The 20,067-nt window shown below is 60.0% G+C and carries 18 protein-coding genes and 1 tRNA gene; 8 read left to right on the plus strand and 11 right to left on the minus strand.

All coding sequences use genetic code 11. The features are described 5' to 3' along the window. Positions 1 to 4: 4 nt before the first annotated feature. The 4 genes from HGP31_RS10995 to HGP31_RS11010 form a co-directional block, all read right to left on the minus strand. Positions 5 to 1,960, minus strand: a complete 1,956-nt coding sequence (locus HGP31_RS10995) for an acetyl/propionyl/methylcrotonyl-CoA carboxylase subunit alpha (RefSeq protein ID WP_083348710.1) — start codon at positions 1,958 to 1,960, stop codon at positions 5 to 7. After that, a complete protein-coding gene (locus HGP31_RS11000) occupies positions 1,960 to 2,775 on the minus strand; it encodes a gamma-carboxygeranoyl-CoA hydratase (RefSeq protein ID WP_151141511.1) in 816 nt (271 codons plus the stop codon). The genes HGP31_RS10995 and HGP31_RS11000 overlap by 1 nt, the downstream gene beginning before the upstream one ends. Positions 2,776 to 2,891: 116 nt before the next feature. Then, positions 2,892 to 4,499 (minus strand): carboxyl transferase domain-containing protein, encoded by a 1,608-nt coding sequence (locus HGP31_RS11005; RefSeq protein WP_020800370.1) that lies wholly within the window; start codon positions 4,497 to 4,499, stop codon positions 2,892 to 2,894. A 12-nt stretch (positions 4,500 to 4,511) separates the two neighbouring features. Beyond that, the gene (locus HGP31_RS11010; RefSeq protein WP_168757679.1) at positions 4,512 to 5,675 is read right to left on the minus strand and encodes an isovaleryl-CoA dehydrogenase; all 1,164 of its coding nucleotides are present in this window, start codon (positions 5,673 to 5,675) and stop codon (positions 4,512 to 4,514) included. Between the two features lie 309 nt (positions 5,676 to 5,984). On the opposite strand from HGP31_RS11010, the gene HGP31_RS11015 reads away from it, so the two are divergent. Further along, on the plus strand, positions 5,985 to 7,682 hold the full coding sequence (locus HGP31_RS11015; protein ID WP_168757680.1) for an AMP-binding protein: 1,698 nt from the start codon (positions 5,985 to 5,987) through the stop codon (positions 7,680 to 7,682). Between the two features lie 679 nt (positions 7,683 to 8,361). Here HGP31_RS11015 and HGP31_RS11020 read toward each other — a convergent pair. The 3 genes from HGP31_RS11020 to HGP31_RS11030 all read right to left on the minus strand — a co-directional run bounded on the left by HGP31_RS11020 (position 8,362) and on the right by HGP31_RS11030 (position 10,941). Continuing rightward, complete coding sequence (locus HGP31_RS11020) at positions 8,362 to 9,261, minus strand: hydroxymethylglutaryl-CoA lyase (RefSeq protein WP_033041305.1); 900 nt, start codon at positions 9,259 to 9,261, stop codon at positions 8,362 to 8,364. A gap of 143 nt (positions 9,262 to 9,404) precedes the next feature. Continuing rightward, on the minus strand, positions 9,405 to 9,806 hold the full coding sequence (locus tag HGP31_RS11025; RefSeq protein WP_020800374.1) for a MerR family transcriptional regulator: 402 nt from the start codon (positions 9,804 to 9,806) through the stop codon (positions 9,405 to 9,407). A gap of 205 nt (positions 9,807 to 10,011) precedes the next feature. Continuing rightward, a complete protein-coding gene (locus tag HGP31_RS11030) occupies positions 10,012 to 10,941 on the minus strand; it encodes a LysR family transcriptional regulator (protein WP_020800375.1) in 930 nt (309 codons plus the stop codon). A 163-nt stretch (positions 10,942 to 11,104) separates the two neighbouring features. Here HGP31_RS11030 and HGP31_RS11035 point away from each other — a divergent pair, with 163 nt between their 5' ends. Continuing rightward, entirely contained in the window at positions 11,105 to 12,334 is a 1,230-nt protein-coding gene (locus HGP31_RS11035) for an acyl-CoA dehydrogenase (protein WP_033041303.1), read from the plus strand. A 38-nt stretch (positions 12,335 to 12,372) separates the two neighbouring features. Here HGP31_RS11035 and HGP31_RS11040 read toward each other — a convergent pair whose 3' ends face one another. Next, a complete protein-coding gene (locus tag HGP31_RS11040; protein WP_020800377.1) occupies positions 12,373 to 13,179 on the minus strand; it encodes a TatD family hydrolase in 807 nt (268 codons plus the stop codon). A 236-nt stretch (positions 13,180 to 13,415) separates the two neighbouring features. Between HGP31_RS11040 and HGP31_RS11045 the strand changes: the two genes are divergently transcribed. Together HGP31_RS11045 and HGP31_RS11050 are read left to right on the plus strand one after the other, a co-directional pair. Further along, the gene (locus HGP31_RS11045) at positions 13,416 to 14,837 is read left to right on the plus strand and encodes an MltF family protein (RefSeq protein ID WP_020800378.1); all 1,422 of its coding nucleotides are present in this window, start codon (positions 13,416 to 13,418) and stop codon (positions 14,835 to 14,837) included. Between the two features lie 104 nt (positions 14,838 to 14,941). Then, entirely contained in the window at positions 14,942 to 15,376 is a 435-nt protein-coding gene (locus HGP31_RS11050) for a DoxX family protein (RefSeq protein ID WP_020800379.1), read from the plus strand. Between the two features lie 60 nt (positions 15,377 to 15,436). On the opposite strand, the gene HGP31_RS11055 is transcribed toward HGP31_RS11050, so the two are convergent. Next, positions 15,437 to 16,720, minus strand: a complete 1,284-nt coding sequence (locus HGP31_RS11055) for an NAD(P)/FAD-dependent oxidoreductase (protein WP_020800380.1) — start codon at positions 16,718 to 16,720, stop codon at positions 15,437 to 15,439. 183 nt (positions 16,721 to 16,903) lie between these two features. On the opposite strand from HGP31_RS11055, the gene HGP31_RS11060 reads away from it, so the two are divergent. Both HGP31_RS11060 and HGP31_RS11065 read left to right on the plus strand, forming a co-directional pair. Further along, positions 16,904 to 16,980 (plus strand) — tRNA-Val (locus HGP31_RS11060). A 483-nt stretch (positions 16,981 to 17,463) separates the two neighbouring features. Then, a complete protein-coding gene (locus HGP31_RS11065) occupies positions 17,464 to 17,658 on the plus strand; it encodes a hypothetical protein (protein WP_020799087.1) in 195 nt (64 codons plus the stop codon). Between the two features lie 63 nt (positions 17,659 to 17,721). Here HGP31_RS11065 and HGP31_RS11070 read toward each other — a convergent pair whose 3' ends face one another. Next, positions 17,722 to 18,474: a carbonic anhydrase gene (locus HGP31_RS11070; RefSeq protein WP_168757681.1), complete on the minus strand. Its 753-nt coding sequence runs from the start codon at positions 18,472 to 18,474 to the stop codon at positions 17,722 to 17,724. A gap of 181 nt (positions 18,475 to 18,655) precedes the next feature. Between HGP31_RS11070 and HGP31_RS11075 the strand changes: the two genes are divergently transcribed. Next, a complete protein-coding gene (locus HGP31_RS11075) occupies positions 18,656 to 19,111 on the plus strand; it encodes a DUF2214 family protein (protein ID WP_168757682.1) in 456 nt (151 codons plus the stop codon). A gap of 95 nt (positions 19,112 to 19,206) precedes the next feature. Here the strand turns inward: HGP31_RS11075 and csrA are convergent, their stop codons facing one another. After that, positions 19,207 to 19,398 (minus strand): carbon storage regulator CsrA, encoded by a 192-nt coding sequence (csrA, locus tag HGP31_RS11080; protein ID WP_008057174.1) that lies wholly within the window; start codon positions 19,396 to 19,398, stop codon positions 19,207 to 19,209. A 251-nt stretch (positions 19,399 to 19,649) separates the two neighbouring features. On the opposite strand from csrA, the gene HGP31_RS11085 reads away from it, so the two are divergent. Next, on the plus strand, positions 19,650 to 20,015 hold the full coding sequence (locus HGP31_RS11085) for an SPOR domain-containing protein (protein WP_168759154.1): 366 nt from the start codon (positions 19,650 to 19,652) through the stop codon (positions 20,013 to 20,015). Positions 20,016 to 20,067: the final 52 nt, after the last annotated feature.

Consider the following 20,067-nt stretch of genomic DNA (forward strand, 5'->3'; position numbering starts at 1 on the left):
CCTGTCAGGCTTCTTCCAGTTCGACCAGGGCACTGCCTTCGCTGACCATCTCGCCTTCCTGGCAATACAGCGCCTTGATCACACCGGCGTGGGGTGCGCGGATGCTGTGCTCCATCTTCATGGCCTCCAGCACCACCAGTTGCGCCCCGGCCTCGACCGTTTGCCCGGCCTCCACCAGCACGCGCACGATGCTGCCATTCATGGGGGCGGTGAGCCCGCCGTGATGGGCGTGACTGGCTTCTACGGCGGTGATCGGGTCGTAGGTCTCGATGCGGCGCAGTTCGCCTTCCCATTGCAGGTAGACACAGTCGCCACGGCGGATCGCCCGGTGCTGGCGACGCACGCCTTCGTGCTCGGTCAGCAACTGCTCGCCCTTGAGTCGGGCGCTTTGGGATTGGGGGTTGCCCAGCGTCAACGCGCGGTCCTGGCCCTCGCAACTCAGGTGCAGGGTGATTTGCGCGGGCAAACCGGCGCGCATACCGTTGCCGATAGCCCACGGCGAGCTTGGGTCATCGCTGCGCGATGGGCTGTGCAGGCTCTGGGCGAATGCCTGGGCGGCGGCTTGCCAGAACGCGTCGCTGAGTGCCGCAGGTTGTGGCAAAAGCTGTTCCTGGTAACGGGGGATGAACCCGGTATCGAGTTCGGCCTGGGCAAACGCCGGATGGCCGATGATTCGCCGCAGGAAGTTGATGTTGGTCTTGAGCCCGCCAATCGCGAATTCGTCGAGCATGGCCAGCAGTCGCAAGCGCGCCTGCTCACGGTCCTCACCCCAGGCAATCAGCTTGCCGAGCATCGGGTCGTAGAACGGCGAAATCTCATCGCCTTCTTCAACGCCGCTGTCCACCCGGCGACCCGCACCCGGCGCGGATTCGCGATACAGTTCCAGGCGACCGGTAGCGGGCAAAAAGTCATTGGCCGGATCTTCAGCGTATAAGCGCACTTCAATCGCGTGACCGTTCAGCGGCACCTGGTCCTGGGTCATCGGCAAGGCTTCGCCGCGGGCCACACGAATCTGCCAGGCCACCAGGTCGAGGCCGGTAATGGCTTCGGTTACCGGGTGTTCGACCTGCAGGCGGGTGTTCATCTCCATGAAGAAAAATTCGCCGCGGGCATCCAGCAGGAATTCCACGGTGCCAGCACCGACGTAACCGATGGCCTGTGCCGAACGCACGGCCGCTTCGCCCATGGCGCGGCGCAGTTCAGGGCTCAGGCCGGGCGCCGGCGCTTCTTCGACGACTTTCTGGTGCCGACGCTGAATCGAGCAGTCGCGTTCGTTGAGGTACAGACAGTTGCCGTGTTGATCGGCGAACACCTGGATCTCCACGTGGCGGGGTTTGAGCAGGTACTTCTCCACCAGCATCCGCGAATCGCCGAACGACGATTGAGCTTCACGTTGCGCCGAGGCCAGGGCTTCGGCCAATTGGCTGACGTCCTCGACCACTTTCATGCCCTTGCCGCCGCCACCGGCCGTGGCCTTGAGCAGCACCGGGTAGCCGATGCGTTCGCAGGCGTCGCGGAAGGTCTCGAGGTCCTGGGCTTCACCGTGATAGCCCGGTACCAACGGCACACCGGCGGTTTCCATCAAGGCCTTGGCCGCGGATTTACTGCCCATGGCGTCGATGGCCGAGGCGGGCGGGCCGAGGAAGATCAGGCCAGCGGCTTCGATGGCGCGGGCGAACCCGGCATTCTCGGAGAGGAAACCGTAGCCGGGATGGATCGCCTGGGCACCGCTGGCCTTGGCGGCGGCAATCAACTTGTCGATTTGCAGGTAACTGTCGGCGGCCTTGCTGCCGCCGAGGTCGACACGGATATCGGCTTCACGGCTGTGTCGGGCATCGCGGTCGGTGGCGCTGTGTACAGCCACGGTGGTCAGGCCCAGGGCTTTGGCGGTGCGCATTACCCGACAGGCGATTTCGCCGCGGTTGGCCACCAACAGGGTAGTGAGGACAGGTGCGCTCATCAACGCGGCTCCTTGGTGGTGGTTGCGGCTTGCCAGCTCGGCGGACGTTTTTGCAGGAAGGCGCGCAGGCCTTCCTGGCCTTCCGGGCTGACGCGGATGCGGGCAATGGCGTTCTCGGTGTAGCGACGCAGGGACGGGGTCAGCGTGCCGTCGCCGACTTCACGCAGCAGGTCCTTGCTGGCGCGCATGGCCGCCGGGCTGTTGAGCAGCAGGTTGTCGATCCACTGTTCGATTTTCTGTTCCAGCTCGGCCGTCGGGTAACTCTCCGACAACAGGCCGAGCTCCCGTGCCCGTTGCCCGCCGAAGCGCTCAGCGGTCAAGGCATAGCGTCGGGTGGCGCGCTCGCCCATGGCTTGTACCACGAACGGGCTGATCACGGCCGGTGCCAGGCCGATACGCACTTCCGACAGGCAGAACTGCGCGTCATCGGCGCCGATGGCCATGTCACAGCAACTGATCAGGCCCAGGGCGCCGCCGAACGCCGCGCCTTGCACCACGGCCAGGGTCGGGATTTTCAGCTTGGCGAGGTTGTACATCAACTCTGCCAGTTCTCGGGCGTCGTCGAGGTTGGTGGCGTAATCGAGTTCAGCCGATTGCTGCATCCAGGCCAGGTCGGCGCCGGCGCTGAAGTGTTTGCCGCGACCACGCACCAGCAGGAAACGCACGTTGGCATCGCTGGCCACCTTGTCCAGGGCGAGGATCAGTTCGCGGATCATCTGGGCGTTGAAGGCGTTGTTCTTTTCTTCACGACTGAGCCACAGCGTGGCAAAGCCACGCGGGTCGGTCAGCAGTTCGAGGGTGTTGAAGTCGCTCATATTCATCCTTCTCCACGGTCTTTGTGGGAACTGGCTCGCTCACGATTGGTGGCGATTGCTGCGCAATCGAACGGGGATAAATCCCCTCGCCACAAAAGCCCGTTCCTACAAAAAAATCACATCCGGAACACGCCGAAGCGGCTCGGTTCGATGGGTGCGTTCAACGACGCGGACAAGGCCAGTGCCAGGACATCGCGGGTCTGGGCCGGGTCGATGACGCCGTCATCCCACAGGCGAGCGCTGGAATAGTAGGGGTGGCCCTGTTCTTCGTACTGGTCGAGGATCGGTTGCTTGATCTCCGCTTCCTGCTCGGCACTGAAACCATGACCACCACGCTCGGCCTGCTCGCGCTTGACCTGCACCAACACGCCGGCTGCCTGTTCGGCACCCATCACGCCGATGCGCGCGTTCGGCCACATCCACAGGAAACGTGGATCGTAGGCCCGACCACACATGCCGTAGTTACCGGCGCCGAAGCTGCCGCCGATGATCACGGTGAACTTCGGCACCTTGGCGCAGGCCACGGCGGTCACCAGTTTCGCCCCGTGCTTGGCGATGCCGCCGGCTTCGTATTTTTGCCCGACCATGAACCCGGTGATGTTCTGCAGGAACAGCAGCGGGATGCCGCGCTGGCAAGCCAGCTCGATGAAGTGCGCACCTTTCTGTGCAGCTTCGGCAAAGAGAATGCCGTTGTTGGCCAGGATCGCGATCGGGTAACCGTGCAGGTAGGCAAAACCGCACACCAGCGTGGTTCCGAACAGCGCTTTGAATTCGTCGAACACCGAGCCGTCCACCAGCCGTGCAATTACTTCACGCACGTCGAACGGTTGCTTGGCATCGGCCGGCACGATGCCGTACAGCTCGTCGCTGGCGTAGAGCGGGGCGATCGGTGCGCGTTGCTGCACTTCACCCAGCTTGCGCCAGTTGAGGTTGGCAACGCTGCGGCGGGCGATGGCCAGGGCATGTTCGTCGCTTTCGGCGTAATGGTCGGCCACACCGGAGATCTTGCAGTGCACATCGGCCCCGCCCAGGTCTTCGGCGCTGACCACTTCGCCCGTCGCGGCTTTCACCAGCGGTGGGCCGGCGAGGAAGATGGTCGCTTGCTCGCGCACCATGATTGCCTCGTCGGCCATGGCCGGTACATAGGCACCGCCCGCGGTGCAGGAGCCCATGACCACGGCAATCTGCGGGATGCCCTGGGCGCTCATGTTGGCCTGGTTGAAGAAGATCCGCCCGAAGTGCTCACGGTCCGGAAACACTTCATCCTGGCGCGGCAGGTTGGCGCCGCCGGAATCCACCAGGTAGATGCACGGCAGGCGATTCTGCTGGGCGATCGTCTGGGCGCGCAGGTGCTTTTTCACTGTCAGCGGGTAGTACGAGCCACCTTTTACCGTGGCATCGTTGGCGACGATCATGCATTCGACGCCTTCCACGCGGCCGATCCCGGCAATCACGCCAGCGGCGGGAACGTCTTCGCCGTACACCTCGTAGGCGGCCAACTGGCTGATCTCCAGAAATGGCGAACCCGGGTCGAGCAGGCGGTTGATGCGCTCGCGCGGCAGCAGCTTGCCCCGGGAGGTGTGGCGTTCTTGCGCTTTCGGGCCGCCACCTTGTGCCACCTGGGCAAGCAGGGTGTGCAAGGCATCGACCTGTTTGAGCATCGCCGCGCTGTTGGTCGCGAACTCCGCGGAACGGGGGTTGAGCTGGGTATGCAGGATAGCCATGGACAGCTCCGTTTAGCGGGTTTCGTTGAACAGTTCGCGACCGATCAGCATGCGACGGATCTCACTGGTACCCGCGCCGATTTCGTACAGCTTGGCGTCACGCAGCAGGCGCCCGGCCGGGAATTCGTTGATGTAGCCGTTGCCACCGAGAATCTGGATCGCGTCGAGGGCCATTTGCGTGGCGCGTTCGGCGCTGTAGAGGATCACGCCGGCAGCGTCCTTGCGCGTGGTTTCGCCGCGCTCGCAGGCCTGGGCCACGGCGTACAGGTAGGCGCGGCTGGCGTTGAGCTGGGTGTACATGTCGGCAACCTTGCCCTGGATCAGCTGGAACTCGCCGATGCTCTGGCCGAACTGCTTGCGGTCGTGGATGTAGGGCACGATCAGGTCCATGCAGGCCTGCATGATCCCGGTCGGGCCGCCTGAAAGCACGACGCGTTCGTAGTCGAGTCCGCTCATCAGCACCTTCACGCCGCCGTTAAGCGCGCCGAGGATGTTTTCTTCCGGCACTTCGACGTCATCGAAGAACAGCTCGCAGGTGTTGGAGCCGCGCATGCCGAGCTTGTCGAACTTGTTGCTGCGGCTGAAGCCTTTCCAGTCGCGCTTGACGATAAAGGCGGTGATGCCGTGGGGGCCTTTTTCCAGGTCGGTCTTGGCGTAGATCACGTAGGTGTTGGCGTCCGGACCGTTGGTGATCCAGGTCTTGCTGCCATTGAGCACGTAGTGATCGCCGCGCTTGTCGGCACGCAGCTTCATCGAGACCACGTCGGAACCGGCGTTCGGCTCACTCATGGCCAGGGCGCCGATGTGCTCGCCGCTGATCAGCTTGGGCAGGTATTTGGATTTCTGTTCGTGGTTGCCATTGCGGTTGATCTGGTTGACGCAGAGATTGGAGTGCGCGCCGTAGGACAGGGCTACAGAAGCCGAGCCACGGCTGATTTCTTCCATCGCAACCACGTGCGCCAGGTAGCCCAGGCCGGCGCCGCCGTACTCTTCCGGCACGGTGATGCCCAGCAGGCCCATGTCGCCGAATTTACGCCACAGGTCAGCGGGGAACAGGTTGTCGATGTCGATCTGAGCGGCGCGCGGGGCGATCTCCTTGGCGACGAAGGACTGGACCTGATCGCGCAGCATGTCGATGGTTTCACCGAGGGCAAAGTTCAGGGATGGGTAGCTCATGGGTCACCTTTTGGCTTTTTTGTTGGGCGGGGAGGGCAGTGTTTTGGCTCTCACCTTTACGTTAACGTAAACCTGTGACGAATGGCTGTCAATCGCCCTTTACGTTAACGTCAACTTGAGCGAGAGTAGAGGCAGGTTCCTGTAGGAGCAGCCGGTCGACGCTCGAATGCTCGCGATGAACGCAAGGCTGAAGCGTTTATTCAGAAAACACGCGTTATTGTTGACGACTTTCGCGAGCATTCGAGCGTCGACCGGCTGCTCCTACAGGTATCCGTCGGTAGCCCATCAATAAAGACAATAGGGGTCGTCATGGATCAACCCAGTGCAAGCCCGCAACGCAGTTACACCCGTGGTTCCCAGGACAAAGCCTTGCTGGCGATGACCATCGGCCAGGCGTTCGACAATACCGTGGCAAAGTACCCGAACGGGGAAGCGCTGGTCGTGCGCCATCAACAGCTGCGCTACACCTGGCGACAATTGGCCGATGCGGTAGACCTGCATGCCCGGGCGTTATTGGGGCTGGGCCTGCAGGCCGGCGACCGCCTTGGCATCTGGGCGCCTAACTGTGCCCAGTGGTGCATTACACAGGTCGCCACCGCGAAGATTGGCGTGATCCTGGTCAACATCAACCCGGCCTATCGCAGTTCCGAACTCGAATACGTGTTGAAGCAGTCCGGCTGCCAATGGCTGGTCAGCGCCGGGTCTTTCAAGACCTCCGATTATCACGCCATGCTGCAGGGCCTGGTGCCGGAGCTGGCAGGGCAAGCCATCGGCAAATTGCACAGCGAGCGCCTGCCGGAACTGCGCGGCGTGATCAGCCTCGACGCGCAGCCGCCGCAGGGTTTCCTGCCCTGGTCGCAATTGACCGGGCTGGCGGGCAGCGTATCGGTCGAGCAATTGCATGAACGCCAGGACAGCCTGCACTTCGATCAGGCGGTGAACATCCAGTACACCTCCGGCACGACCGGCTTCCCAAAGGGCGCGACCCTCAGCCACTACAACATTCTCAATAATGGCTACATGGTCGGCGAGAGCCTGGGCCTGAGCGCCGTCGACCGTCTGGTGATCCCGGTGCCGTTGTACCACTGCTTCGGCATGGTCATGGGTAACCTCGGTTGCATCACCCACGGCAGCACCATGATCTACCCCAGCGACGCGTTCGATCCGCTGCTGACCCTGCGCACTGTCGCCGAAGAAAAAGCCACCGCGCTCTACGGTGTGCCGACCATGTTCATCGCCATGCTCGATCAGCCACAACGCGCCGAGTTCGACCTGTCGAGCCTGCGCACCGGGATCATGGCCGGGGCGACTTGCCCGATCGAGGTCATGCGCCGGGTCATCAATGAAATGCACATGAACGAAGTGCAGATTGCCTATGGCATGACGGAAACCAGCCCGGTGTCGTTGCAGACAGGTCCCTCGGACGATCTCGAGTTGCGCGTGACCACTGTCGGCCGTACCCAGCCACAGCTGGAAAGCAAAATCATCGACGAAGCGGGCAATCTGGTGCCCCGTGGCACCATCGGTGAGCTCTGTACTCGCGGCTACAGTGTGATGCTCGGCTACTGGAACAACCCGCAAGGTACGGCGGAAGCCATCGACCAGGCCGGCTGGATGCACACCGGCGACCTGGCCAGCATGAATGAAGAGGGCTACGTGTGCATTGCCGGGCGCAACAAGGACATGATCATTCGTGGTGGCGAGAATATTTATCCGCGCGAGCTGGAAGAGTTCTTCTTCACCCACCCGGCGGTGGCCGATGTGCAGGTGATCGGCATTCCGTGCTCGCGTTATGGTGAAGAGATCGTTGCCTGGATCAAGTTCCACCCCGGCCATAGCGCCACCGAGCAGGAGCTGCAAGCCTGGTGCAAGGAGCGCATCGCGCACTTCAAGACGCCGCGCTACTTCAAGTTCGTGGATGAGTTTCCAATGACCGTGACGGGCAAGATCCAGAAGTTTCGGATGCGCGAGATCAGCATCGAGGAGCTGCGTAGCAAGCAGGGCTGATGATTAACCCTTTGGGAGCGGGCTTGCCCGCGATGACGGCAGCACATCCGATGTATTTGTCGGCTGAACCACCGCCATCGCGAGCATGCTCGCTCCTACAGGGGGCGGTGAAATCGTGAATGCCAGACAGCACAAAGGGGAGCCGAAGCTCCCCTTTAATTTTCGTTGCGCGTGCTCTTTTTTTATTATTGAGGGGCGGTTTGTTTTTGTTTTTGGTAACCGTGGCCCTTTACCGCTGTTTTTGTCGATCCCCATCCGGGATCAAGAGCAAACGTATTTTTTTGAGCGCTGATCTACTTTTTCGCTTAGCGATCCAACCAGTTCGGGAGCTACCTGAAGGTAGTTTTATTGTTCTCTGCCCGGTTGCGGGTAACTCCGAAAAGCACCCTGAAAAGCACATCTTCTCCAAAAAAATCTGTTAGCTGCGTCTCTGCCGTGTTGTTTTTGTTATGTCAGAGTCGTTACGTCTTGTTTTTATTGGGTTTGCCGCAATTTTTTTATTCTTGTTATGCGATAGATATAGCAGAAGCCGTGCCAACTTTTAAAAAGCCTTTAAAAACAAGCACTTGGTTTTTTGTAGGGTTTTCGGCATCAGGGAAAACCCTACGTTTTGTTTCCGTGTTACTCGTTTGTGGCCACGCTTTTGTGTCTGCGGTAACACCCCGACACAACCGCACACTCAGTGTGCGCTGCGCGCCTTCGCTACACGGGAACCGGTGGGGCGCCCCAGCACGGTACAAATTTGCTGGCCGGCCAGGATCAGTGCATCCAGGTTGATTCCGGTTTCGATCCCGAGGCCGTTGAGCAGGTAAACCACGTCCTCGGTGGCGACGTTGCCGCTGGCGCCCTTGGCATAGGGGCAGCCACCAAGGCCGGCGATGGAGCTGTCGAACACCGAGATACCTTCCAGCAGGCTGGCGTAGATATTGGCCATGGCCTGGCCGTAGGTGTCGTGGAAGTGCCCGGCGAGTTTTTCCCGGGGCACATCGGCCGACACCACGTCGAACATCTTGCGTGTGGCGCCCGCGGTGCCGGTGCCGATGGTGTCGCCCAGCGACACCTCGTAGCAGCCCATGGCATAGAGTTCCCGTGCGACCCGTGCAACTTGCTCGGGTGCGACGTCACCCTCATAGGGGCAGCCCAGCACGCAGGACACGTAACCGCGCACGCTGACGCCATGCTGCTTGGCGGCCTCCATGATGGGGGCGAATCGCTCCAGGCTTTCACTGATCGAGCAGTTGATGTTGCGCTGGGAAAACGCTTCGGACGCCGCGGCGAACACCGCGACTTCCTTGACCCCGCAGGCAAGGGCATCTTCAAAGCCGCGCAGGTTGGGGGCGAGAGCGCCATAGGTCACGCCGGGTTTACGCTGGATCTGCGCGAACACCTCGGCGGAACCCGCCATCTGCGGTACCCACTTGGGCGAGACGAAACTGCCGACTTCTATATAGCCAAGGCCCGCCGCCGTCAGTGCGTCGACCAACTGCACCTTGTCGGCAACGCTGATGGGTTGGGCTTCGTTTTGCAAACCGTCGCGAGGGCCGACTTCGACAATGCGTACGTGGGTTGGTAGGGACATAAGAATCACCTGAAGTATTGGGTGAGCGGTGATCTAATGTGGGAGCGGGCTTGCTCGCGAATACGCCAGTTCAGCCCACATCAATGTTGAATGACAAATCGCATTCGCGAGCAAGCCCGCTCCCACATTCGATTTGTGTGGATCTATTGAACCGATTCCTGATTCTTGAGGGTTTGTTCCAGCGCCTGCACACAGCGCTCTTCAGCCGTATCAAGCTCCAGTTTCATCTGCTCGATATCCAGCATCTGCTGTTCCAGTTGTTCCCGACGCTCGCTGATTTTCGCCAGCATGCTGTGCAGTTGCTTGGTGTTACCGCTGGAAGGATCGTAGAGCTCGATCAGCTCGCGGCACTCGGCCAGGGAAAAACCGATACGCTTGCCCCGCAGGATCAACTTCAGGCTGACCTTGTCGCGGGGTGAGTAGATGCGTTCCTGGCCACGTCGCTCGGGGCTGAGCAAACCTTGTTCTTCATAGAAGCGAATGGCCCGGGTGGTGATGTCGAGCTCACGGGCGAGGTCGGAAATGCTGTAGGTCTGGCTGCTCATGGGCGCGCTCGCAAAAGGTCATGGCGCTAAGCTAATGGCAGGTTGACGTTTACGTCAAGGGGCAGGGTTTTTCAGTAACCTCGCTGGCCCCATCGCGAGCAGGCTCGCTCCCACAGGGGATCTCTGTCTGACACAAATATTGTGTTCACTGGAGACCCATGTGGGAGCGAGCCTGCTCGCGAAGAAGGCGCTGCGGTCCAGCGTCCTACACCTTCTCCAGCTTCTTCTCCTGCGCCGTCACCTGCTGGCACAACTCGATCATCTGCTCGCGCATCCAGCGGTTCGCCGGGTCCTGGTCAGTGCTTTCGTGCCAGTAAAGGTGGGTTTCCACCGGGGGCACATCGTTGACTGGCAGATAAAAGGCGTGCAAATCGTTGCGGCGCGCGAAGCGTTCCGGCACGGTCATGACCATATCGGTCTGCTGCAGCACCTGCGAGGCCATCAGGTAATGCTGGGAGCGCAGGGCGATCTTGCGCTGGATGCCCATTTTTCCGAGGGCCAGGTCGACATAACCCAGGCCGCTGCGACGGCTGGAAATGTGGATGTGGGTCAGTCCCAGATAATCATCGAGGGTGAATTTTTCCTTGCCCGCCAGCGGGTGCCCTTTGCGCATGGCGCACACGTAGCGATCCTCCATCAACTTGACGTGACGCACCTGCGGGTCGGTGTTGAGTGGTGCATCCACGGCGAAGTCGAGTCGGCCCGCGGCCAGTTCCTTGGTGGTCTCGCGGCGCTTGGACAAAAAGCTTTCGATGATGACCGTCGGCGCAAGGCGGCGCAGGCGCTGGAACAGCGGTGGCAGGATCACGGCTTCAGTGAGGTCGGTCATGCTGATGCGGTAGGTCTTGACCGCCTGCAATGGATTGAAGATGCGGCTTTCCTGTACCGAAACGCGCAGCAGTGACAGCGCGTTGCGCACCGGGCCGATAATGTTTTGCGCCATGGGTGTTGGCACCATGCCTTGGGCGGTGCGCACGAACAATGGATCGTTGAAGGTCTCGCGCAGGCGGGCCAGCGCGTTGGACACCGCAGGTTGGGTAATCCCGACGATCTGGCCAGCACGGGTCAGGTTGGCTTCGGTGTAGATCGCGTCGAAGACGATGAAAAGGTTGAGGTCGACCTTGCTCAGATTCATTTACGCGGCTCTCTTATTGTGTGGACGGTAGCCTTGGCTATCAGTCGATCATATATCGGTGATGAATGTTTATACACGCCGAGAATAGGCTAGGTAAATTTTCATGGCTGTTCTAGCATCGATTGCATGACCTAAACAACCTCCCGCAAGAAGGTAGCTGCCCATGGATTTCGCTTATTCGCCCAAGGTGCAAGAACTGCGTGAGCGCGTGACCGCGTTCATGGACACCTATGTCTATCCCGCCGAAGCGGTATTCGAGCGCCAGGTCGCCGAGGGCGACCGCTGGCAGCCGACCGCGATCATGGAAGAACTCAAACTCAAGGCCAAGGCTCAAGGCCTGTGGAATTTGTTTCTGCCTGAGTCCGAGCTCGGCGCTGGCCTGACCAACCTTGAATACGCTCCGCTGGCGGAGATCATGGGGCGTTCGCTGCTGGGGCCTGAGCCGTTCAACTGTTCGGCGCCAGACACTGGCAACATGGAAGTACTGGTGCGCTACGCCAACGAAGAACAGAAACAACGCTGGCTCGAACCCTTGTTGCGGGGCGAGATTCGCTCAGCGTTCGCCATGACCGAACCAGACGTTGCATCCTCCGACGCCACCAACATGGCCGCCCGTGCCGAGCGCCAGGGTGACGAGTGGGTGATCAACGGCAAGAAATGGTGGACCTCCGGCGCGTGCGATCCGCGTTGCAAGATCCTGATCTTCATGGGCCTGAGCAATCCCGACGCACCGCGCCATGCGCAGCACTCGATGATTCTGGTTCCGGTGGACACCCCCGGCGTGAAGATCGTGCGTCCGTTGCCCGTGTTCGGCTATGACGATGCACCTCACGGCCATGCTGAAGTGCTGTTTGAAAATGTCCGGGTGCCGTACGAAAACGTCCTGTTGGGTGAAGGGCGCGGCTTCGAAATTGCCCAGGGTCGTCTTGGCCCGGGCCGGATTCACCACTGCATGCGTTCGATCGGCATGGCGGAACGTGCGCTGGAACTGATGTGTAAACGCTCGGTGAACCGTACCGCGTTCGGCAAACCCCTGGCGCGTCTGGGCGGCAACATCGACAAGATCGCCGATTCGCGGATGGAGATCGACATGGCTCGCCTGCTGACGCTCAAGGCGGCGTACATGATGGACACCGTCGGAAACAAAGTGGCGAAGAGTGAAATTGCGCAGATCAAAGTGGTGGCGCCAAACGTGGCCTTGCGCGTAATCGACCGGGCGATCCAGATCCATGGCGGGGCAGGGGTGTCCAACGATTTCCCGCTGGCCTATATGTATGCCATGCAACGCACCCTGCGCCTGGCTGACGGCCCGGATGAAGTGCACCGCGCGGCGATCGGCAAGTTCGAGATCGGCAAATACGTGCCCAAGGAAATGTTGCGCAGCAGTCACTAAGACCGCAGTCGTAGCGTGGGCCCGATCCGGGCCCGCGTTCAATCCACGCTGGGCAGCCCGTAGAACGCCCGCGCGCACGCCGTACTGTGGGCGGCCAGGTCTTCCTGGCTTTCCCCGCGGTGCAAGGCCACCTCACGTAAGACTTCCGTCAGATACGCCGGCTCGTTGCGACCGTTTTTCGGTTTGGGCCGAAGGCTGCGCGGTAACAGGTATGGCGCATCGCTCTCCAGCATCAACCGCCCACGCTTGATCTCCTTGACCAGCGGGTGCAAATGCGTGCCTCGGCGCTCATCGCAAATCCAGCCGGTGATGCCGATGTGCAAATCCATGTCCAGGTAACTGAACAGGGCTTTCTTTTCGCCGGTGAAGCAATGCACCACGGCGGCCGGCAATTGATCGCGGTAGTCGCGCAGGATTTCCAGCAGGCGCTGGCTCGCATCGCGTTCGTGCAGGAACACTGGCATTTGCAGTTCTACCGCCAGCGCCAGGTGTTCTTCGAGGACTTTCTCCTGTTGTGCGCGCGGTGAAAAATCGCGGTTGAAATCCAGGCCGCATTCACCAATCGCCACGATGTTCGCTTCCTTCAGCAGGCTGCGCAGGCGACGCGCACTGTCGGCATTCCAGTCGCTGGCCGCGTGGGGATGAACGCCGGCGGTGGCAAACAGCCGTTGCGCTGTTTCGTCCAGTTGCTGGCACAACTCCAGTGCCTGCTCACTGCCCTCGACACTGGTGCCAGTGAGCACCAATTGGCAGACTCCGGCGGCATAGGCGCGGTCCAGTACAGCCTGGTGCTTGTCGGCAAAACTGGGGTTGGTCAGGTTGACGCCGATATCGATGAGTTGCATGGTGCTACCTCGGGCCCAGGACCGCAAAGCATACCAGAGCCCAGGATTTATAAGAAAAGCCAAGAACTACAACAGGTTATCGCTGTCTCTTAATGCCGCGAAGAAGTCTGGGTGGTGACGCTGCCATCATTGTGCCAGTCTTTCGCGCGTTGCCAGCGCTTCAGGGCGCTCTGTTTCTGTCGCTTGATTGCGTGAAGCCATTCATGCAGTCGACCTGAATTCTTTGCGGAGAGTGGATGATTCGTCCCTCGATTTTGCTACTGCTGTGTTGCTCGCTGCTGCTGCCGATGTCGGCGGTTGCGCGTCTGCCCGGGCCGCTGCAAGCCGTACCGGCGACCAAGGTGCGTGACCTGACGGACATCCGCAGCAGCCGCGTGCTGCGCGTGCTGGTCAATCAAAGCCGTAACAGCTCCGGCGAAGTCCAGGGCCAGGCCATCGGCGTCGAATACCATCGCTTGCGTGCTTTCGAGCAATACCTCAACGGCCATGCCCGCGACGGCCAGGAAATTACCCTCAAGATCATTCCCAGAGCCAAGGATCAACTGCTCGGCGCATTGCAGCGTGGGGAGGGCGACCTTGTGGCTCCCGGCGAGTTGCTGGATTTGCAGCCAGGCTTCGCCGTCAGCAGCAGTGAGCCCGTTGCCAGTAACATCCCGTTGGTGCTGGTGGGGATCAAGGGCGAACGTCGCTATACCCGTCTTGAACAACTGTCGGGTAAAACCCTGGCGTTGCCCAACGGCAGCGCCGCCGGTGACGCCATCAGCCAGATCAATCAGAAGCTGGCGCTGCACAAATTGCCGCCGGTCAAGATCGAGTGGGTCGACCCGAGCCTGGCGGTCGAGGATGTGCTGGAGATGGTCCAGGGCGGGATATTTCACCTGACCATCGTCGAGCAACCGATCGCCGAGCGCTGGGGCAAGATCCTGCCGAAATTACGAGTCGATCGCCAGGTGCTCATCAGCGAGCCAGGCGAAGAGTTCTGGTTCGTGCGCCGCGATGCGTCAATGCTGCGCGCCAGCATCGATCGTTTCCTGGCAGGCTATAAAAAGCCGTCGGACCAGGATGCTGCGTTCCTGCGGATCTATCGACGCCAGTATCAGGTCCACTATCCCCTGGCCAAGGCTGACCGCCAGCGCCTGGAAAAGCTGCGGCCGGTGCTGCAGAAACATGCAAGTGCCCAGGACATGGACTGGCTGAACCTGGCGGCGCTGGCGTTCAAGGAGTCCGGCCTGCAGCCCTCGGCACGCAGTGGCGGTGCGCCAACCGGCCTGATGCAGATCACACCGTCAGCGGCGCAGCGGGTGGGCGTCAGCAACATTCATGAGCTCGATGCCAATGTGCAGGCCGGGGCCAAGTACCTGGCGATGATCCGCCGCAAGTTCTTTGCCAGCCCCAAGCTCAATGAGCGCGAGCGCATGGCCTTTGTGCTGGCGGCCTACAACATCGGCCCGGAGCGGGTGCAAGGGATGCGCGCGGAAGCCAGGCGTCGCGGGTTGAACCCCAACCAGTGGTTTTTCCAGGTGGAGCGCATCGCCATGGAGCAGGTGGGAATGGGACCTGTCAGCTATGTTAATAGCGTGAACAAGTATTACCTGGCGTTCGATCGGGAGCGGGAGTCGTTGGAGCCCCAGGGGCAAAAAGTTGCCCTTCGTAAATGATCGAATAAACTGATTGTTATGGCGGATTTTTTACGCTTTTAACATGAGATTTACTGATTAATATAGCGGCCAACCAACACACACTCTTTTAGGGATGACACAGCATGAGCACACTGATCAACAAGGTACTGTTTACCCGCGCTGGCTACGGCCTGACCGTTTTGCGGATTGTTGTCGGCATCATCTTCGCCGCCCACGGTTCGCAAAAACTCTTCGGGGCATTGGGTGGCTATGGCCTGGCGGGCACCGCGCAGTACATGGAAAGCATCGGCCTGACACCGGGCTACCTGATGGCGACGCTGGCGGGCGGTACCGAGTTCTTCGGCGGCCTGGCATTGATCATCGGCTTGCTGGTACGTCCGGCAGCATTGGGCCTGACCTTCCTTTCACTGGTGGCGATCTTTACGGTTCATATCAGCAACGGCCTGTTCATGGCCAACAACGGCTATGAATTCGCCCTGGCGTTGCTCGGTGGCAGCATTGCGGTGCTGATCGAAGGGGCTGGCAAACTGTCGGCGGACCGCGCCATCGCTGGGTAAAGGCTTTGTGAGCAAATAAAAAATGCCCGTATCAGCAGATACGGGCATTTTTTTAGCGCATTAGAACCCGAGTTTGTCGCGCAATCCGTAGTACCACGCACCCAGCGCAGCAAACGGGGTGCGCAACAGTTGCCCACCCGGGAACGGGTAGTGGGGCAGGTCGGCAAAGGCGTCGAAACGTTCTGCCTGACCGCGCAATGCCTCGGCCAGGACCTTGCCCGCCAGGTGCGTGTAGGTAACGCCATGGCCGCTGCAGCCCTGGGAGTAATAAATGTTGTCGCCCAGTCTTCCGACCTGAGGAAGACGTGACAGGGTCAGCAGGAAATTACCGGTCCAGGCGTAGTCGATTTTCACATCCTTGAGCTGCGGGAACGCCTTGAGCATCTTCGGACGTATGATCGCTTCGATGTTCGCCGGGTCTCGTGCGCCATACACCACGCCGCCGCCGAAAATCAGGCGCTTGTCGCCGCTCAGGCGGTAATAGTCGAGCAGGTAGTTGCAGTCTTCCACGCAATAGTCCTGGGGCAGCAGGCTTTTCGCCAACTCATCGCCCAAGGGTTCGGTGGTAATCACCTGCGTGCCGCAAGGCATCGATTTGGCCGCCAACTCCGGAACCAGGTTGCCCAGGTAGGCGTTGCCCGCCACGATAATGAACTTGGCCCTGACTTTGCCCTGTGGCGTGTGGACAACCGGGCTGGCGCCGCGTTCGATGCGTACTGCCGGCGACTGTTCATGAATGGTGCCGCCCAACGACTCCACGGCCGCCGCTTCGCCCAGCGCCAGGTTGAGCGGATGGATGTGCCCGCCACTCATGTCGAGCATGCCACCGATGTATTGATCGCACGCCACGACCTCGCGGATGCGGCGCTGGTCGAGCAACTCCAGCTGCGTGTGCCCGAATCGCTCCCACAAGCGCTTCTGGGATTCCAGGTGGCCCATCTGTTTGGGGGTGATGGCGGCAAACACGCCGCCGTCCTTCAAATCGCATTGGATGTTGTACCTGGCCACCCGATCACGAATGATCCGCCCACCTTCGAACGCCATCTGCCCCAGCATCTGGGCCTGCCGGGGGCCGACACTGCGCTCGATCACATCGATATCGCGGCTGTAGCTGTTAACGATTTGCCCACCGTTGCGCCCCGACGCACCGAAACCCACCCTGGCCGCTTCCAGCACCGTCACCCGAAAGCCGTGCTCCAGCAGGAACAACGCCGAGGACAGTCCGGTATAACCGGCGCCGATCACGCAGACATCAGTCTCGACCTCGCCTTGCAAAGACGGGCGCGGCGGCACCGCATTGGCCGATGCGGCGTAATAGGACTCTGGGTAAGGGGTGTTCGCCATCCTGCAGCCTCTGTTTAATAAATTTAACGATTGCGTCGATCCTACCCGAGTTGAAAAACCGCCGCCAGCCACCGGAAAATCTTCTTCGCCGCAGCAAAATTAAATATTTTGCATATTCATAGGGTTAGCTCGAAAAAAGGTGTTGACACCCTCCCGGAATTCCGTAGAATGCCGCCTCACAGCAGGCACGTAGCTCAGTTGGTTAGAGCACCACCTTGACATGGTGGGGGTCGTTGGTTCGAGTCCAATCGCGCCTACCAAACAAAATCCGCTCTGCTGGGCGGTCTAGAAGGGCTCACCGAAAGGTGGGCCCTTTTTTGTTGTCCGGGATTTGAGCTGTGGTTTCAAAACTCGCACCCAAAGCGCCAAAGCGCCAAAGCGCCAAAGCCCCAGGCATTACTGAACTGCTTCAGCCCCGCCAAGCCGCAATGAAAACCAATTCGTCTCGCATTGAACTGCCTGCAACCAATTGCATCAAAGCAGGACAGGCAACCGGACTATTCGTGGGTTCACTGAGGCGGGAGGGTAATGATGGGGAGGCGGGCAATGATCAAGTTCTTTGCGGCTTACCTGTCCATTTGCCTCTTGCTGCAATGGACGATGGTCGAAGCGTCCTCCTGGATAGCCAGCCACGTGCTGCTGCGGTGGATTTTGTAGTGGCCCATCTGCAAGTGACGGCCGTCCCTTGCTACTGCAATTCAGGCGTAATATAGGCAGTGTTATCTCATCTGAAGGAGTCGCATATGATCTCCGACCAAATGAACAGGCAGGCGTCCGATCACAAGGCTGTGTGGGATCAATATTTCTGCGCCGCGTTGATTGCCGAAAGCCATCTAACGGCGCCCGTTGTCGGCGCGGTCACGCATGAAGACCGGCAGAATCTGTTGATTGAAAGGGCCAAGGCGCTCGCGGACAAGATGATTGAATGCAGGAAATAACCTGAGCCCAGCCTTCGCGCTGGGCTCTTCACATCGGCTACATGGCAATGATGGCTGGACGATTCAGGCAACCAGTTCGACTTTACCTGTCGCCAGGCGATAAATGCCCCCCACTATTTTCAGCTGGCCCTTGCTGAGCGCATCAGTCAGCAGGGGCGTGGCTTGCTTGAGGCGTTCGATCGAGTTCTTGATGTTTTGCACGGTCGCGTTTTCCACCAGGTCACCTGGACGACCTTTGACCTGCTCGACAGAGGATTTGAGTGCATCCGTCAGTGCAGGGATCTTCCCGGGGAACACCGTGTGCTCCTTGACGGCTTTAACGCCAGCCTCGATGGCGCCGCAGCGCTCATGGCCCAATACCAGGATCAGCGGTGCGCCGAGCACGGCCACGCCGTATTCGAGGCTTGCAAGGCCTTCGTCGGTGACGAAGTTGCCGGCCAGGCGTACAGCGAAAAGATCGCCCCGAGCGGTATCGAATGCGTATTCCGGGGCGATGCGCGAGTCAGAGCAACTCAGCACCGCCACGAAAGGGTTCTGACCGGAAACCAATGCTTCTCGTTCATCCTTGAAGTCGTGCGTTTCGGAATTACCGCTGACATAGCGTTCGTTGCCCGCCATCAACCTTTTCAGGGCCTCATCCGGGCTGATGACGTTTTTGGGTTTTGGAGGGGCGGCGGTTTTCTCGGCTGCCTGGATTATTGAGCTCGGCAGCGCACCGGCCAATAGCAGGGCGCCTGCTCCCAATCCGGCAAGGCGAAGGAAACGACGACGCTCGTGGGTAGTTGCTGTTGAGTTTGAATCACATGATTCACACATGATGTTGTTTACTCAGGTCACTTCGGTGGGAATGACAGCGGTTGGGGAGTGCCTCGAAGAGCCTCGGCACTGGAGTGTTGGAGTCTAGTAGACCTGTAACATTATGTTTTTGCGGCAAACCCCGGGTTCATGAACTACTACTGACAGGCTGATTCAACTTCGTCCTTACAGGAGTTTCCCGATGCTGACTCACTGGTTGCTCGCAGCGATTCATCTTTTGGCGTTTGCGCTTGGATTCTGGGCTGTCCTGGTGCGTGGCACGGCTTTTCGGCGCCTGGCTGTCGGCGCAGGCGAGGCTCGTGATGTATTGATCGCAGACAACATATGGGGCATTTCTGCCCTTGTCTTGCTGGTTACCGGCGGCATGCGGGCCTTTGGCGGTTTCGAGAAAGGCACGGATTACTACCTGAGCCAGCCGTTGTTCCATCTCAAGATGACGTTGTTGGTGGTTATTCTGCTACTGGAAATTGCGCCCATGGTGACGTTGATCAAATGGCGGGTTGCACGGTCGCGTGGCGCGGCTATCGATACCTGGCGTGCAACGCTATTTGCACGAGTCAGTCATATCGAGGCGGTGCTGGTGTTGCTGATGATGGTGGCGGCGAGCGGGATGGCGCGGGGTTTCACATTCGGCTGACAGAAAGTGAAGGGAAAGCGCAGGCGTGTTGCGCTGGAATCTTTAGCCAGCCGTCGTTGCGGGGCGAACGGGCTGGCTACTGACTACGACAGGATTCAGGTTTGTGGCTTTTCCGGAGCGGTCAGGCCGGCCTGAATGCGCTGGTAAATTTCTTCGCGATGCACTGCGACGTCTTTGGGGGCATTGATGCCAATCCGGACTTGCTGGCCGCTTACGCCCAGGATGGTGATCGTAATGTCATCACCAATGTTTATGCTTTCACCGACTTTGCGGGTGAGTATCAGCATGGTCTTCTCCTTGATTGCTTCGTGGGGCACCTGATTCGGACAGTGCAGAGGTCGGTGTTATGTATAGATTAGTGCGAAGTCTCACGGTTTGGGTGCCTCTTTCTGACGCGCAGATACAGCATTAATTCCCAAGGTGTAACTATACAGAGGCCGTCACTATCATTCTCGTTGTTTTGCGCCCATTTTACGGCACTCGCGAAGTATTCATGAATGCTAAAATCCCCCGCTTTAAGCATTCAGAGGGAAACGCTGTGCGCAAAATGGTCTTGGCAATCGCGGTATTGGCTCTGGCGGGATGCGGTGAGGGCAAGCGCGAGGAGGCACCAAAGCCGGAACCTGCAGCGGCGGCGACGTCGGCGCAGGTGGCGGGGCCACAGTGGGATCTCGAAGTACGGGGCGAAACGCCCCAGGCCGTCAGCGATCTCAGCGGCTGGCTGATCGAGCACAGCTTCATGTCCAACGTGGTCAGGGAAAATGGCAAGACTCGCATCCTGATGGGGCCTTACAACTCCAGGGCAGAAGCCGATGCCAAACAGGCGCAGGTAAATGCCGCGCTCATCAAGGCGAAGAAACAGAACATCGAAGTGCTGGTGCTGGAGCGCCCGACGGCTCAGTAAGGGCCCAGCCGGGCGGCTAAAAAAAAAGGCCTGGGGTGTTCAACCCCCAGGC

The sequence above is a fragment of the Pseudomonas umsongensis genome, from assembly GCF_012647205.1.
Classification (GTDB): Bacteria; Pseudomonadota; Gammaproteobacteria; order Pseudomonadales; family Pseudomonadaceae; genus Aquipseudomonas; species Aquipseudomonas umsongensis.

Coding starts and splice junctions, on each gene's coding strand:
- HGP31_RS10995 (WP_083348710.1), bottom strand. CDS start 1,960: ATGAGCGCACCTGTCCTCACTACCCTGTTGGTGGCCAACCGCGGCGAA.
- HGP31_RS11000 (WP_151141511.1), bottom strand. CDS start 2,775: ATGAGCGACTTCAACACCCTCGAACTGCTGACCGACCCGCGTGGCTTT.
- HGP31_RS11005 (WP_020800370.1), bottom strand. CDS start 4,499: ATGGCTATCCTGCATACCCAGCTCAACCCCCGTTCCGCGGAGTTCGCG.
- HGP31_RS11010 (WP_168757679.1), bottom strand. CDS start 5,675: ATGAGCTACCCATCCCTGAACTTTGCCCTCGGTGAAACCATCGACATG.
- HGP31_RS11015 (WP_168757680.1), top strand. CDS start 5,985: ATGGATCAACCCAGTGCAAGCCCGCAACGCAGTTACACCCGTGGTTCC.
- HGP31_RS11020 (WP_033041305.1), bottom strand. CDS start 9,261: ATGTCCCTACCAACCCACGTACGCATTGTCGAAGTCGGCCCTCGCGAC.
- HGP31_RS11025 (WP_020800374.1), bottom strand. CDS start 9,806: ATGAGCAGCCAGACCTACAGCATTTCCGACCTCGCCCGTGAGCTCGAC.
- HGP31_RS11030 (WP_020800375.1), bottom strand. CDS start 10,941: ATGAATCTGAGCAAGGTCGACCTCAACCTTTTCATCGTCTTCGACGCG.
- HGP31_RS11035 (WP_033041303.1), top strand. CDS start 11,105: ATGGATTTCGCTTATTCGCCCAAGGTGCAAGAACTGCGTGAGCGCGTG.
- HGP31_RS11040 (WP_020800377.1), bottom strand. CDS start 13,179: ATGCAACTCATCGATATCGGCGTCAACCTGACCAACCCCAGTTTTGCC.
- HGP31_RS11045 (WP_020800378.1), top strand. CDS start 13,416: ATGATTCGTCCCTCGATTTTGCTACTGCTGTGTTGCTCGCTGCTGCTG.
- HGP31_RS11050 (WP_020800379.1), top strand. CDS start 14,942: ATGAGCACACTGATCAACAAGGTACTGTTTACCCGCGCTGGCTACGGC.
- HGP31_RS11055 (WP_020800380.1), bottom strand. CDS start 16,720: ATGGCGAACACCCCTTACCCAGAGTCCTATTACGCCGCATCGGCCAAT.
- HGP31_RS11065 (WP_020799087.1), top strand. CDS start 17,464: ATGATCTCCGACCAAATGAACAGGCAGGCGTCCGATCACAAGGCTGTG.
- HGP31_RS11070 (WP_168757681.1), bottom strand. CDS start 18,474: ATGTGTGAATCATGTGATTCAAACTCAACAGCAACTACCCACGAGCGT.
- HGP31_RS11075 (WP_168757682.1), top strand. CDS start 18,656: ATGCTGACTCACTGGTTGCTCGCAGCGATTCATCTTTTGGCGTTTGCG.
- csrA (WP_008057174.1), bottom strand. CDS start 19,398: ATGCTGATACTCACCCGCAAAGTCGGTGAAAGCATAAACATTGGTGAT.